Annotated in this window: 14 protein-coding genes; 9 read left to right on the plus strand and 5 right to left on the minus strand. The window is 60.7% G+C overall.

Annotated features, from left to right (window positions below):
* Positions 1-60: 60 nt before the first annotated feature.
* The 3 genes from argJ (at position 61) to QRN70_RS26440 (ending at position 3,123) form a co-directional block, all read left to right on the plus strand.
* Complete coding sequence (argJ, locus tag QRN70_RS26430) at positions 61-1,278, plus strand: bifunctional glutamate N-acetyltransferase/amino-acid acetyltransferase ArgJ (protein WP_285420804.1); 1,218 nt, start codon at positions 61-63, stop codon at positions 1,276-1,278.
* Positions 1,279-1,549: 271 nt separating this feature from the next.
* A complete protein-coding gene (locus tag QRN70_RS26435) occupies positions 1,550-2,182 on the plus strand; it encodes a glutathione S-transferase family protein (protein ID WP_285420805.1) in 633 nt (210 codons plus the stop codon).
* Positions 2,179-3,123 carry a Nudix family hydrolase gene (locus QRN70_RS26440; protein WP_285420806.1) on the plus strand — a complete coding sequence of 315 codons (945 nt, stop codon included), beginning with the start codon at positions 2,179-2,181 and terminating at the stop codon, positions 3,121-3,123. Before QRN70_RS26435 ends, QRN70_RS26440 begins: the two co-directional genes overlap by 4 nt.
* Positions 3,124-3,341: 218 nt before the next feature.
* Here QRN70_RS26440 and QRN70_RS26445 read toward each other — a convergent pair whose 3' ends face one another.
* Genes QRN70_RS26445 through QRN70_RS26455 form a run of 3 tightly spaced genes read right to left on the minus strand, consistent with a single transcriptional unit; the run spans position 3,342 to position 6,923 of the window.
* Positions 3,342-3,920 (minus strand): cob(I)yrinic acid a,c-diamide adenosyltransferase, encoded by a 579-nt coding sequence (locus QRN70_RS26445; protein ID WP_285420807.1) that lies wholly within the window; start codon positions 3,918-3,920, stop codon positions 3,342-3,344.
* 3 nt (positions 3,921-3,923) lie between these two features.
* Complete coding sequence (locus tag QRN70_RS26450) at positions 3,924-5,960, minus strand: sensor histidine kinase (protein ID WP_285420808.1); 2,037 nt, start codon at positions 5,958-5,960, stop codon at positions 3,924-3,926.
* Positions 5,961-6,005: 45 nt separating this feature from the next.
* Positions 6,006-6,923 (minus strand): putative 2-dehydropantoate 2-reductase, encoded by a 918-nt coding sequence (locus tag QRN70_RS26455; RefSeq protein WP_285420809.1) that lies wholly within the window; start codon positions 6,921-6,923, stop codon positions 6,006-6,008.
* A 140-nt stretch (positions 6,924-7,063) separates the two neighbouring features.
* On the opposite strand from QRN70_RS26455, the gene QRN70_RS26460 reads away from it, so the two are divergent.
* Both QRN70_RS26460 and QRN70_RS26465 read left to right on the plus strand, forming a co-directional pair.
* Entirely contained in the window at positions 7,064-7,549 is a 486-nt protein-coding gene (locus QRN70_RS26460) for a YajQ family cyclic di-GMP-binding protein (protein ID WP_285420810.1), read from the plus strand.
* A gap of 138 nt (positions 7,550-7,687) precedes the next feature.
* Positions 7,688-8,530 (plus strand): mechanosensitive ion channel family protein, encoded by an 843-nt coding sequence (locus QRN70_RS26465; RefSeq protein WP_041068538.1) that lies wholly within the window; start codon positions 7,688-7,690, stop codon positions 8,528-8,530.
* Positions 8,531-8,763: 233 nt separating this feature from the next.
* On the opposite strand, the gene QRN70_RS26470 is transcribed toward QRN70_RS26465, so the two are convergent.
* A complete protein-coding gene (locus tag QRN70_RS26470; RefSeq protein WP_285420811.1) occupies positions 8,764-10,101 on the minus strand; it encodes an OprD family porin in 1,338 nt (445 codons plus the stop codon).
* A gap of 899 nt (positions 10,102-11,000) precedes the next feature.
* Between QRN70_RS26470 and QRN70_RS26475 the strand changes: the two genes are divergently transcribed.
* Positions 11,001-11,426, plus strand: a complete 426-nt coding sequence (locus QRN70_RS26475) for an HIT family protein (protein ID WP_285420998.1) — start codon at positions 11,001-11,003, stop codon at positions 11,424-11,426.
* Between the two features lie 3 nt (positions 11,427-11,429).
* Complete coding sequence (locus QRN70_RS26480) at positions 11,430-11,636, plus strand: SlyX family protein (protein WP_285420812.1); 207 nt, start codon at positions 11,430-11,432, stop codon at positions 11,634-11,636.
* 66 nt (positions 11,637-11,702) lie between these two features.
* Here QRN70_RS26480 and QRN70_RS26485 read toward each other — a convergent pair whose 3' ends face one another.
* Complete coding sequence (locus QRN70_RS26485; RefSeq protein WP_285420813.1) at positions 11,703-12,305, minus strand: cold-shock protein; 603 nt, start codon at positions 12,303-12,305, stop codon at positions 11,703-11,705.
* Positions 12,306-12,613: 308 nt separating this feature from the next.
* Here QRN70_RS26485 and QRN70_RS26490 point away from each other — a divergent pair, with 308 nt between their 5' ends.
* Together QRN70_RS26490 and QRN70_RS26495 are read left to right on the plus strand one after the other, a co-directional pair.
* On the plus strand, positions 12,614-13,084 hold the full coding sequence (locus tag QRN70_RS26490) for a Dps family protein (protein ID WP_285420814.1): 471 nt from the start codon (positions 12,614-12,616) through the stop codon (positions 13,082-13,084).
* 252 nt (positions 13,085-13,336) lie between these two features.
* Positions 13,337-13,681 carry a ribbon-helix-helix domain-containing protein gene (locus QRN70_RS26495; RefSeq protein WP_285420815.1) on the plus strand — a complete coding sequence of 115 codons (345 nt, stop codon included), beginning with the start codon at positions 13,337-13,339 and terminating at the stop codon, positions 13,679-13,681.
* Positions 13,682-13,713: the final 32 nt, after the last annotated feature.

Below are 13,713 nucleotides of genomic sequence, written 5' to 3' on the forward strand. Positions count from 1 at the left end.
CATTTACACCACCGTCTTCACTGTGGGCGGTGCTGACATCATTGAGTAAGGAGCGCATTCATGGCTGTTGGTCTTGGTCCTTTGCCAACGTTGCACCCGGTTGCCGGTTTTGAACTCGGTATTGCCTCGGCCGGCATCAAGCGCCCGGGGCGTAAAGATGTGGTCGTGATGCGCTGTGCCGAAGGTTCCATCGTGGCCGGTGTGTTCACGTTGAACGCCTTTTGCGCCGCGCCGGTGATCCTGGCGAAAAAACGTGTGCAGAACGACGTGCGTTACCTGCTGACCAACACCGGCAATGCCAACGCCGGTACCGGTGAGCCAGGTCTGGCGGCTGCCGAGCGCACCACCGCCAAACTGGCCGAGCTGACCGGTGTCGATGCCAGCCAGATCCTGCCGTACTCCACCGGCGTGATCGGCGAGCCACTGCCGGTCGAGAAGATCGAAGGCGCGCTGCAGGCCGCACTGGATGACCTGTCGGAAAACAACTGGGAAGCGGCCGCCACCGGCATCATGACCACCGACACCCTGCCCAAGGGTGCCAGTCGCCAGTTCGAGCATGACGGCGTGACCATCACCGTGACCGGCATCAGCAAAGGTGCAGGCATGATTCGCCCGAACATGGCGACCATGCTCGGTTACATCGCCACCGACGCCAAAGTCGCCCGCGACGTGCTGCACAACCTGATGCTCGACGGTGCCAACAAGTCGTTCAACCGCATCACCATCGACGGCGACACCTCGACCAACGACTGCTGCATGCTGATTGCCACCGGCAAGGCGGCACTGCCGGAAATCACCCGCGCCGAAGGCGAGCTGTTCAACAAGCTGAAGCAGGCAGTGTTCGAGGTGTGCATGGACGTGGCCCAGGCCATCGTGCGTGACGGCGAAGGCGCGACCAAGTTTGTCACCGTTGAAGTCAACGGCGGCGGCACTCACCAGGAATGCCTGGACGTCGGTTACACCGTGGCGCACTCGCCGCTGATCAAGACCGCGCTGTTTGCCTCCGACCCGAACTGGGGGCGCATCCTCGCTGCCGTGGGCCGTGCCGGCGTAACGAACCTGGACGTGAGCAAGATCGACGTGTTCCTCGGCGACGTGTGCATCGCCAGCCGTGGTGCGCGCGCGAGCACCTACACTGAAGCGCAAGGCGCGGCGGTGATGCAGCAGGAAGAGATCACCATCCGCATCGAGCTGGGTCGCGGCGATTGCAGCGAAACCATCTGGACCACCGACCTGTCGCATGAATACGTGAAGATCAACGCCGAGTACCGCACCTGATTCAAGCGCGGGTCGCTTCTTTCGCGAGCAGGCTCGCTCCCACAGGGGGATTTGTGACAACACGATCCAATGTGGGAGCGAGCCTGCTCGCGATGGCGTTGTGTCAGGCAACATCAATGTTGAATGTGCCGGCCTCTTCGCGGGCAAGCCCGCTCCCACAGGGTTCTGCGGTGTACGACGGAAACCACTGTGGCAGCGGGCCTGCCCGCGAAAGCGTCGGTCCGGTCACCACAAGTTTTGAAGCTTTCCACTGACGAAAAGGCGCCACACCATGTCCCTGCACCTGATCATCGGCGACAAACTGCTTTCCTCCTGGTCACTGCGTGCCGCGCTGGCGCTGGAACTGACCAGTGCACCCTACAGCGAAGAGCTGATCAAACTCGGCAGACCCGACACCCGCGAGCGTCTGCTCAAGCATTCGCCGACCGCCAAGGTGCCGCTGCTGCAAACCTCTCGCGGCACCGTTGCCGATTCGCTGGCGATTGCCGAATACCTGGCTGAACAGTTCCCGTCCGAACAGCTCTGGCCGAGCGATCTATACGCGCGTGCCCAGGCCCGTTCTGCGTGCGCGCAGATGCACAGCGGCTTTTTCGCCATGCGCAATCACATGCCGTTCAACCTCAGCCACGACGCACCGCTCAACCCGGTGCCGCCGGAGGTGAAGGTGGATATCGAGCGCATGCTCGCGCTGTGGGCCGAATGCCGCGCTGCGGCCACCGAGCCTGGGCCGTATCTGTTTGGCCGGGTGAGCCTGGCCGATGCGTTCTTCGCGCCGATTGCCGTGCGCCTGCGTACCTATCGGGTGCAGCTGCCCGCCATCGATGAAGCTTATGTTGAAACCGTCTACCAATGGCCCGCTTTCAAGACGTGGCAACAGGCCGGACTGGAGGAATTGAAACCGTGAAACGCGTACACGTCGCCGCCGCCGTCATTCGTGACGACAGTGGCAAGATCCTGATCGCCCGCCGTGCCGACACCCAGCATCAGGGAGGGCTGTGGGAGTTTCCCGGCGGCAAGGTCGAGGCCGATGAATCCGTTGAAAGCGCGCTGGCTCGCGAGCTGCACGAAGAGCTGGGCATTGGCGTCGGCGCTGCCCGTCCTCTGATCAAGGTCCGCCACGATTACCCGGACAAACAGGTGTTGCTGGATGTCTGGGAAGTATCAAGCTTCACTGGCGAACCGCACGGCGCCGAAGGCCAGCCATTGGCCTGGGTCAGCGCCAAGGAACTGACCGGCTACGAGTTTCCGGCCGCCAACCAGCCGATCGTTGCAGCGGCGCGCCTGCCCGGCGAATACCTGATCACCCCGGAAGACCTGGAAGCACCGGCCTTGTTGCGTGGCATCCAGAAGGCGATTGCCGGCGGGATCAAGTTGATCCAGCTGCGCGCGCCGAACGGCTATGACCCCAAATACCGCGACCTGGCGGTGGATGCGGTGGGGCTGTGTGCCGGCAAGGCGCAGTTGATGATCAAGGGGCCGTTCGAATGGCTCGGCGATTTCCCGTCCGCTGGTTGGCACATCACCGCCGCGCAACTGCGCAAATACGCCGCAGCGGGGCGCCCGTTGCCGGCGGAGCGCTGGTTGGCGGCTTCGTGCCATAACGCTGAAGAGCTGGCACTGGCCGAGCAGATGGGCGTGGATTTCGTCACTCTGTCGCCGGTACAGCCAACCTTGACCCACCCGGATGCGCAGCCGTTGGGCTGGGAGCAGGCTTCGACGTTGATCGAAGGCTTCAGCAAACCGGTGTTTCTGCTCGGCGGGGTCGGCCCGGCGGAGCGCGAGAAAGCGTGGGGCGTTGGTGCGCAGGGTGTGGCGGGGATTCGCGCGTTCTGGCCTGAAGCTTGATTATGTGCTGAGGCCACTGGCCTCATCGCTGGCAAGCCAGCTCCCACAGGTATTGGGTGCACCGCAAAGCGGATAACGACCCAAAACCTTGTGGGAGCTGGCTTGCCAGCGTTGGCGACCGAGCAAGTCCGCTCACAGTTGAGCGCATTGCAACTGCAGGAACTCGATCACCTGTGGGAGCGGGCTTGCCCGCGAAGGCGTCCATTCAGGCGCCAGATTTATGAAGGCTTCGCCGCCGGTTGCCACAGAATCTCGGCAACCCCCTGACGCCGCGCAATCAACCGCGCCGCGACAAACAGCAAATCCGACAAGCGATTGATATACGCCAAACCCACCCCGGCCAACGGCTCGATTGCATTCAAATGCTGGCAGCGCCGCTCGGCACTGCGCGCCAGGCTGCGGCAGACATGGGCCTGGGCGATCAGCATTGAGCCGCCAGGCAGAATGAAATTCTCCAGCGGCCCCAACTCCTCGTTCCACACATCGATCGCCGTTTCCAGGCGTTCGATTTCCGCCGCGTTCAGCGCCTGATATTCCGGCATCGCCAGCTCCCCGCCCAGATCGAACAAACGATGCTGGCAGGGCGCCAGAACCTCGATCAACTCATTCAGTCCCGGGCAGGCCTCACGCTCGGCGATCAGCCCGGCCAGCAGCACGCCGACCTGACTGTTCAGCGTATCGACTTCACCGATGGCCTCGATGCGCGGATGGTCCTTGGGAACGCGGCGGCCGTCGCCGAGACCGGTTTCGCCGGTGTCGCCGGTGCGGGTGTAGATCTTCGACAGGCGAAAGCCCATGGTTTACCTCGGTAGTGGGTTGGTTTCGGCGGCAATGGGCGCCGGTTGCGCCAGTGGCAGGCGCAGGGTGAAGCAGGTGCCTTGGCCCGGCGCCGACTGCACTTCCATCTGGCCTTTGTGGTTATTGGTGATGATGAAGTACGACACCGACAGGCCCAGCCCCGTGCCCTGACCGATTTCCTTGGTGGTGAAGAACGGTTCGAAAGTGCGCTTGCGCACGCTTTCGCTCATGCCGATGCCGTTGTCTTCGACCTGGATTTCGGCCCATGGCGGATTGAGTCGGGTGCGCAGAATGATCCGTCCCGGTTCGCTGTCGTCCTCGCGTTGGTGGATCGCCTGCGCGGCGTTTTTCAGCAGGTTGAGCAGCACCTGTTCCAGCTCGTTGGCGGTGCCCGGCACCGGCCCGAGGGCGGGGTCGAACTGGCGGATGATCGCCTGGCCCTTGAAGTCGAAACCGATCGCCAGATCGAAGTCGTTGCCGGCGATTTCCACCGCCTGATCGATCAGCGCCGGCAGGTCGCACGGCGCCATCTGGCGAGTGCTGCGGCGGCTGAAGCTGAGCATGTGGGTGACGATTTTCGCCGCCCGGGCGCCGGCCTGCTGGATGCCGTCGAGCAGTTGCGGGACTTCCCGACCTTGCAGATAGCGGTTCACGGTGTCCAGTTCGATGCCCAGGTGCTCGGCGGTTTCGAGGTTCTTCGGCAGGTCCGGCGAGAGGCGGCGGCGGATGTTCTGCACGTTGTGCAGGATCGCACCGAGCGGGTTGTTGATCTCGTGGGCCATGCCGGCGGCGAGGCCGCCGACCGAGAGCATTTTTTCCGACTGCACCATCATCTCTTCCAGGGACAGACGCTGGGTGATGTCGTCGATACGGATCACCACGCCGCGCCCGGCACCGCCCATCAACGGGTAGAAGGTCAGGGCGTAGTGCCTGGGTTCTTCGTCCTTGAGCCACGTCACCCGCTCGATTTTCGCCACGGTGTGCTGCTCGACAGTCTGCTTGAGTTGCGGCAGGAACGGCTTGAGCGGCTCGAAGGCGAGGAAGATCGGCTGGTTCAGCGCTTCGTCCAGGCGCGTCCCGGAGAGGGCACTGGCCTCCTGGTTCCACTGGGTGACGTAGAGCTGCTCGTCGAGCGCGATCAAGGCTGACGGCATGGAGTCGATGATGCTGTTGAGGTAGTTCTGGAAACCGGTGAGCTTCTTCTCGATTTTGCTGCGTACCTGGACTTCCAGTTCCAGTTTGCGATTGGTGTGACGGGTTTCTTCGGCCAGGCCCTGGGCCTGGTCGTAGGCCGCTTGCGAGTCGTCGCGGGCGCGCTTGAGTTGCTGCTCGCGGGCTTCGATGCGCGAGAGCATGGTGTTGAACGCTTCGGCGAGGCTGCCGATTTCGTCGTGATTGCCGCGCGCGGCGCGCAGGGCATAGTTTTCTTCGCGGGTCACCTGGCGTGACAGCTCTTCGAGCTGATGGATCGGCCGGGTGATCAAGCGCTTGATCTGCCGGGCAATCACCAGCCACAGCAGCACGCTGAAGATCAGGATGCCCAGGCTTGCGGTCAGTGTGCCGGTGTAGAACGCCATCGGCAGTTCGCTGCTGGCCACCAGCAACAGGTGGCCCGGCGCGGTGCCTGGGCGGGGCAGGGTAATCAACTGGTTGCTGCGAAATTCGGTCAGTTGCCAGGCTTCGATATGCCGGTAATGCTCGGGCAGATTGAGTTTGTCGCCATGTTGCAGCTGCGCCAGGCGCTCGCCTTTGCCGTCGTACAGCGCTGCTGCACGCAATGGCGAATAGCTGTTGAGTTCCTTGAGCAGGCGCTCGGCGCTTTGCGGCGACTGCAGGGCCTCGGCCACCAGGCTCGGGTTGGACACCAGTCGGCCGATGGTCTGCAAGGCCTGCGGGGCCATGCTTTCCTGGGAAATGTAGTAGGCGGCGCTGATGAACGTCAGGTTGGCCACCAGCAGAACCGTGGTCAACAACACCAGCAGGGCGGCCAGCAGTTTCTGGCCGACCGGCAGGTTTTCGAGGCGCTGGCGCAATGGCATCAGGTTTATCGCTGCAGAGGAACAAGTGGCCAGCGTAGCCGCTGCTCAGTCGCTGGGCAATCCAAGGCTGTGCAGATGGCGGATCAGCCGCTGTTGCAATTGTTGCAGATGCGGCAGGTGCAGCTGATGACGCTCGGCGGTTTTACAGGCATGGCCGAGCAGATAGCTGATTTCACTGCGGCGGCGGTTGGCCACGTCCTGATACATCGACGAGAAGTTCGCTGCCGTGGCCTGGATCACTCGTTCGACTTCCGCTTGCAGATTGTCCGCCGCGGCTGGCTGGCCGCAGCGCTCGAGCAGCTCGGCGAGTTCGGCGCAGAGGGTGGCGACTTCGCAGTGATGTTGCTGCAAGCCACCATTGCGGCAGTCGTGGAGCACGGTCAGCGGGTTGATCGCGCAGTTCAGCGCCAGTTTGCGCCACAGCCGGGTGAGGATGTCGGGGCTCCATTCATGAGGAATGTTTGCCGCCTGCAGATCGTCCAGCCAGATCGGCGCCACCGGATGGCCGGCGTCGCCCAGCCAGGTGTAGCCGTGACCGGCGAACACCACGCGCCAGTCGCCGTCGCGGAATGCGCCCTCGGTGCTGGACGCGCAGATGCAGCGGGCCTGCGGGACCTGCGCGGCGACGGCCTGTTGGCTGCCGAGGCCGTTCTGCAGCAGGATCAGTTCGGCGTCCGGCGCCAGCCGCTGGGCGATGCTGGCCACGGCGTCCTGGGCGTCGTAGGCCTTGCAGGCCAGCAGCAGGCGCCGGATCGGCTCGGGATGCTCCGGGGTTTCGCCGGGGATGGCATAGGTGCTGGCCTCGCCGTGTTCGACCAGGGTCAGGCCGCCTGCTGCCTGATAGGCGTGCAGGCGCGCGGCATTGCGCAGGATCAGCCGTACCGGCAGTCCGGCCCGGGCCAGGCGCGTGGCCCACAGGGTGCCGAGGCTGCCGGCGCCGAGAACGTGCCAAGGGGTGGACATCAGTTTTTCACTCGGTAAGGTACTGGCATGCAAGGCTCGCCGTATCGGTGGGAAAAGACCCGTTATAATGAGCCGGATTTTAACCGCAAGCCAAGCGCGCTCCATCCCGATCGAGCGCGCCTTTTTATTGGAGAGATTACATGCCGTCGTTCGACGTGGTATCCGAACTGGACAAACACGAGCTGACCAACGCGGTCGAGAACGCCGTGAAGGAACTCGATCGTCGTTATGACCTGAAAGGCAAGGGCAGCTTCGAGTTCAAGGAGAAGGACCTGACCGTCAACCTGACCGCTGAAGCCGGTTTCCAGCTGGAAGCGATGATCGAGATCCTGAAGCTGGCCCTGACCAAGCGCAAGATCGACGTGCAGTGCCTGGAAGTCAAAGACGCTTATGCCTCGGGCAAGCTGATGAAGCAGGACGCCATCCTCAAGGAAGGCATCGACAAAGAGCTGGCGAAGAAGATCGTCGCGCACATCAAGGACGCCAAGCTCAAGGTGCAGGCCGCCATCCAGGGCGAGCAGGTGCGTGTCACCGGCAAGAAACGCGATGACCTGCAGGAAGCCATTGCGGCACTGCGCGGCAAGGAATTCGGCATGCCGCTGCAGTTCAACAACTTCCGCGACTGAGCCTTCCAGGCGGGAACCTCTCGGCGTTTAAGGCGTCCGAGGCCCAAGCAACGGCAGAAACGATTGAGCCTCAACAGGTTCGGTCTTTCTGCCGCTGATTTTTTACACCCCGGGTAGCCGGAAATCAGGAGAAAAAAGATGGATTTGAACGCAGAGGTGGACAACCTGGTCAAGGCTTCCCAGGCGTGGATTCCGATGATCATGGAATACGGCAGCCGGGTGCTGCTGGCGGTGATTACCCTGGCCATCGGCTGGTGGCTGATCAACAAGGTCACGCAGAAGCTCGGCGGCCTGCTGGCGCTGCGCAATGCCGACCTGGCGCTGCAGGGTTTCATCAGCAGCCTGGCCAACATCATTCTCAAGGTGCTGTTGATCGTCAGCGTGGCGTCGATGATCGGCGTCGAAACCACCTCGTTCGTCGCGGCGATCGGTGCGGCTGGCCTGGCCATCGGCCTGGCGTTGCAGGGCAGCCTGGCGAACTTCGCCGGTGGCGTGCTGATTCTGCTGTTCCGTCCGTTCCGGATCGGTGACTGGATCGAAGCGCAGGGCGTGGCGGGTACTGTCGACAGCATCCAGATCTTCCACACCGTACTGCGCACGGGCGACAACAAGACCATCATCGTGCCGAACGGCAACCTGTCCAACGGCATCATCACCAACACCAACCGTCAGCCAACCCGCAAGGTGGTGTTCGATGTCGGTGTGGATTACGAAGCGGATCTGCAAAAGGCCCGTCAAGTGCTGCTGGACCTGGCCAAGGACGAGCGCGTCCTGCAGGATCCTGCGCCGCAAGCGGTCATTTCGACGCTGGGCGACAGTTCGATCACGGTTTCCCTGCGGGTGTGGGTTAAAACCGCAGATTACTGGGATGTGATGTTCATGTTTAACGAACAGTCTCGCGACCGTTTAAAAACTGCCGGTATCGATATTCCGTTTCCGCAACGGGTGATTCGCGTAGTTCAGGAAACCGCCACACAGTAACAACATTGATACTTGGCTTCGCAGTCAGTTAATTAATGGCAAAACCCAAGAGCTGTTCGCACTCTTGGGTTTTTTTATGTTCGGGGTAAATGTTCGCTGGCTAATAAGTAGCAAGCTATTATTGGTTTTTGCGTACCGAAACAAACTTGCGGCATAAAAAAACCGCCCACCTGAATCAGGTGGGCGGTTCTTTTTAGAGCAGGGCTCTACAGTACTTCAGCTGCCTATCCCGATTAGAGGATGTTCAGTGGGTACTCAACGATCAGACGGGTGTCGTTGTTGTCAGACGAGTAGCCGCTGTACGCGCCGTTCGAACGGTACATGGCGTAACGCAGACGGAACGACAGATCCTTGGCCGGACCTTCCTGGATCACGTACTTGGACTCGGCGTTCCACTCGTTTTCCTTACCTTCGCCCAGACCGTTGGTGGTGATGTTGTCACCCTTCACGTAACGGGTCATGAAGCTCAGGCCAGGTACGCCGTAGGTCTTCATGTTCAGGTCGTAGCGAGCTTGCCAGGAGCGCTCGTCGCGGCCCACGAAGTCGGAGATCTGGATGGAGTTGGCAACGAAGATGGTGCTGTTGCCGTCAACGCCATAGTAGTAAGCGTTGTCGCCGCTGGAGCGCTGGTGGGCGATGGTGAATTTGTGAGCACCGATGCTGTACGCAGCAGCCAGGGACCACAGTTTGTTATCCACGCCGGTGGTGCCGTCGCCGATTGCGTCAACCAGGTCACCGCGTTTTTCGCCTTCGGTTTTATAACCGTTGAAGTCGAAGTTCAGCGATTGATCTTCGGCGATAGGCAGGGTGTAGTTGAGGTTGATGTACTGCTTCTTGAAGTAGTCATCAGCATCAGATGCGGCGATGGCGGCGGTGAAGTTGTCGGTGAACGCGTAGCTGGCACCGAAGATGTTGATGTTGGTCAGGCCTTTGCCGCCGAAACCGTTTTCATCAGGCAGGCCGCCGATGCTGTCGCGGCCCATGCCGGTTTGCTTGCTCAGGGAAGTGAAGCGACCAGCGCTCAGTTCCAGGCCCTTGATCTCTTTGGAAGTGATCAGGGTACCGGTAGCGACTTCTGGCAGCAGACGGCTGTCGTCAGTGGCGAAGACCGGGCTGGCAACGAATTGCTGACCGTATTTCAGGACGGTGTCGGATACGCGGAATTTGACTGCGCCGCCGATCTTGCCCTGGGATTTTTCCGGGTTGCCGTCGCTGTCGACTGCAAACAGGCCGTTGCCGCGGCGACCCGAGCCACCGTCCAGCTTGACCGAACCCATTGCCATGGCGTCGAGACCGAAGCCTACGGTGCCTTGAGTGAAGCCCGACTCGTAGGTCAGCAGTTGGCTGACACCGGTGTCCTGGCGATAGCCGCTTTTGAAGGTGCCGTCACCGTTGGAAATGTTGCCCGCGCCGTTTTTGTAGTCGCGGTTCATGTATTCCATACGAGTCTTCAGTTTCAGGCTCTGGTCTTCCAGGAAACCCTTCGACTCGTCCTGGGAGGACGCCATTGCGAACTGCGAGGTGCCTGCTGCAACAGCCAGGGCGATCATGCTCCACTTCATCACGCGCATCGTGATTTGCTCCTTTGGTTTTTAGAAGAGTACTGCCGTCCCACCTGTTTTATTATCTGGGCGGCTCTTTCTTTTTGTGTCGGCGCAAACTTATATCACGCCGACAATGTTGGCGATACTTGCGAATCTAACCTTTCACCTTCTTTACGACGCTGTCGCAATTGGCGTGGTGGATGTCGCAAATTCACAGTACCGATGCAACCGGACTGACAACTTTCTCGCTGTTTTCCAGCCTCTTGCATCGCTAAAAAAGAGTCCCTGGCAAAACACTTGAATCTCCATCGGGCAACCCTGCCACTGTTCTTATCGGACTGAAGGCAACCACTTCCAGTGGTGCGCTTATAGTCCATATGGGTATGAATGCAACAAGCGTGCACAAACCGCATTATCGCTGCGGTTATTTTTCTCCACGCTCGCCAACCACTGTAAAAACCTTATAAACACGGGGCCCAGGCACCTTTGTGTACGGGCTTGACGCCGCCATGGCTATGGTGTTGACGCGCCGGGTGATCGCGCACGACAACCAAAAACGTTACCGGTTCACCCTGTGGGTGAGTATTTGGCGGATGGCCGCCGCACTGAGCGTAGACGCACTGTGCGGTTTTGGTGCAAAAAAATTTACCGGCTGTAGTGAATTCATACAGCTGTCGCTTGGTGAGACCTTGAACGCATTGCGATTTTTCAGTCATTGCTCGGTGTTCGATGCCGATGTCGGTTCCGTGCTGGTGCACGGTGGCGATAAATGTCCCATGCCGGGGCGTCGGCGCGGGCGACGGGCGGTCACGGCTGTCGTGAAGGACGGCGCAATCGCAGGTATGCTGCCTGCCTGTCGCTTGGCCCGCCGCGGTTGGTGCGGGGGCGCTAAGCTCAATTATGTCGATCAGCCGGGAGTGCGCGCAGTGTTTGCTTTAGATTCACGACTTCAACAGGACACGCTGGTCATCGGTGATTTCCCGCTGTGCCGGTTGTTGCTGTCCAATGACTGCAACTATCCGTGGTTCATCCTGGTACCTCGTCGCGACGATATCAGTGAGTTGTTTCAGTTGGATGTCGCCGATCAGCAGCAACTGTGGCAGGAAACCACTGCATTGGCCGAAGTGCTCAAGGATTCGTTCGACGCCGACAAGTTGAATGTGGCAACCCTGGGTAACGTGGTCAGCCAGTTGCACATGCATGTCATCGTGCGCAAGCGTGATGACGCTGCCTGGCCGGCGCCGGTCTGGGGCAAGCACCCGGCAACACCTTATGCGGCGGATCAGGTCGCGGCCATTCGCGAGCGTCTGCGCCTGGTGCTGCCTGAAGAATTCACCTTTCTGGAGGGCTGAACCATGAGCCTGGAACAACGCGTTACCGAATTGGAAAGCCGTCTGGCGTTTCAGGATGACACCATCCAGGCGTTGAACGACGTGCTGGTGGCGCAGCAGAACGTCGTCGAGCGCCTGCAACTGCAGATGGCCGCGCTGCTCAAGCGTCAGGAAGAAATGGTCGGGCAGTTCGGATCCTTCGAGGAAGAGGCGCCACCGCCGCACTATTGAGGTTTTGCCAGGCATGAAAAAACCGCGAACAGTCTTGGCTGTTCGCGGTTTTTTTTGGCGCGGGGATCAGCGACGCGGCAGGGCGGCGATGACGTCCTCGGCTTGCAGGCCTTTGTCACGGTTCATCACCGAGAACTCCACGCGCTGGCCTTCGACCAGGACGCGGTGGCCTTCGCCACGGATTGCACGAAAGTGCACGAAAATATCATCGCCGGAATCCCGGGAGATAAAGCCGAAGCCCTTGGAGGTGTTGAACCACTTGACGGTGCCGGTATCGCGGTTGCTCATGTCGTAGCTTTGCGTGGCAGCGGCGGGTGACGATTTGTAGAAGCTGACGGCCAGATGCAGGACCACGGCGACCAGGGCGATCACCAGGCTGAACAGCACGGCTGGCTGGCCGGCGATGACGGGCATCGGGGCGATCAGGGTCAGGGTTTGCAGGACGACGGTCAGGACCAGCAATGCGCTGACCAGGTTTTGCAGATGCTGGCGCGGACCCTTGTTCCAGTAAGGAATCACCGGAGCGAGGATCAGGTTCAGCAGGCCGAAAAAGGCCAGGTAAAGTGCATCGGGTTGTTGCAGGTAAGGTACGGCTTCAGGCTTCAGGCTAGGTATGAACGACAGCAGCAACGCTGCGGCGCCCATTAGCAGGTGGACGATTTTCAACATTTTTAATGACTCACGTTATGACGGCTCACAAGGAAGAGCTGAAGGCGCACGGTTCGCTTCGGAACAATAAGAGGCGGTGGACACGTACCCGGCATCAGCCTATGCGCGGCCCCGGAAAACGGGACGTAGCGACACACTGCCTATTTAACAGCAAACCCTTGAGCTACTCAAATCAGCCCGGCCAGTGGCAATGTGCCCGTCGATGTGTCGCCTCTATCGCTTCGATTTTGGGCTGCGTGAGGGGTGTCAGCCTTGCTAGAGTGGTTCTGCACCAGTTGGATGAATTCAATCGCCGTTAGGGGGTAAGCATGGCAATCGATATCGGTATCAGTGAAGAAGACCGCAAATCCATCGTTGACGGACTGTCCCGGCTGCTGTCGGACACCTATGTGCTGTATCTGAAAACCCACAACTTCCACTGGAATGTCACCGGGCCGATGTTTCGTACCCTGCACCTGATGTTCGAGGAGCAGTACAACGAGCTGGCGCTGGCGGTGGATCTGATCGCCGAGCGCATCCGCGCCCTCGGCTTCCCCGCGCCGGGTGCGTACGCCACCTATGCGCGGCTGTCTTCTATTAAGGAAGAAGAGGGCGTACCCAGCGCCGAAGCCATGATCAAGCAACTGGTCGAGGGGCAGGAGGCGGTGACTCGCACGGCGCGCGGCATTTTCCCGCTGCTGGACAAAGTCAGTGACGAGCCCACCGCCGATCTGCTGACGCAGCGGATGCAGGTTCACGAGAAAACCGCGTGGATGCTGCGCGCGTTGCTGGAAGCCTGACCGGGCTGGCGCACGGGCGCAGGTTGTCCGTGCGCGATCATCCCCTTTCCCTGTGTAGGCGGGGAAAAGGGGCAGGTTGTCGTAGGAAGCCGCGGATGGCTGCTACCGCTCCGGGATCCGCCCTGGCCAGTCGGCTTATCCTACGTCGACGGTCATAAAGTCATCTGGATATGCCTTTGCCTCTGCGCCTTTAATGAAGGCACAGGATGTTGCCCTGATAACCCACAGAGCTGGCAAAGGAGTGTCAACGATATGGAAGATGGAGACAGGCGAGCGGGCAGAGCGACGGGGGCACGCCAGGACATGGCGGTCGATCCGTTTCTCGGTGAATTTGACATGGGCTTGATCCGGCCGTTATCGCGCTCGGTGCGTCTGAACGGCTTTGCGACGTGCATGCGCCTGGAGCAGGTCTACTGGAATATCCTTGGCGACATGGCCGAAGATAACTGCTGTTCGGTCGGCACGTTACTGTCGCGGGTCGATCGCGAGGTGCACCTGCGCCATGGCGGGGTGAAGAACTTCAGCGCTCTGGTGCGGGTGGTGTGTGTGATGCACGGCCTGAAGGATTCTCCGCGGACCTTGGGTCGCTCGCATTGACGACTGGACGGCCTGTGCAGTCTTCCGGCTGC

Origin of the sequence: Pseudomonas sp. efr-133-TYG-5, from assembly GCF_030209175.1 — a bacterium.
In the GTDB taxonomy this organism is placed as follows: Bacteria; Pseudomonadota; Gammaproteobacteria; order Pseudomonadales; family Pseudomonadaceae; genus Aquipseudomonas.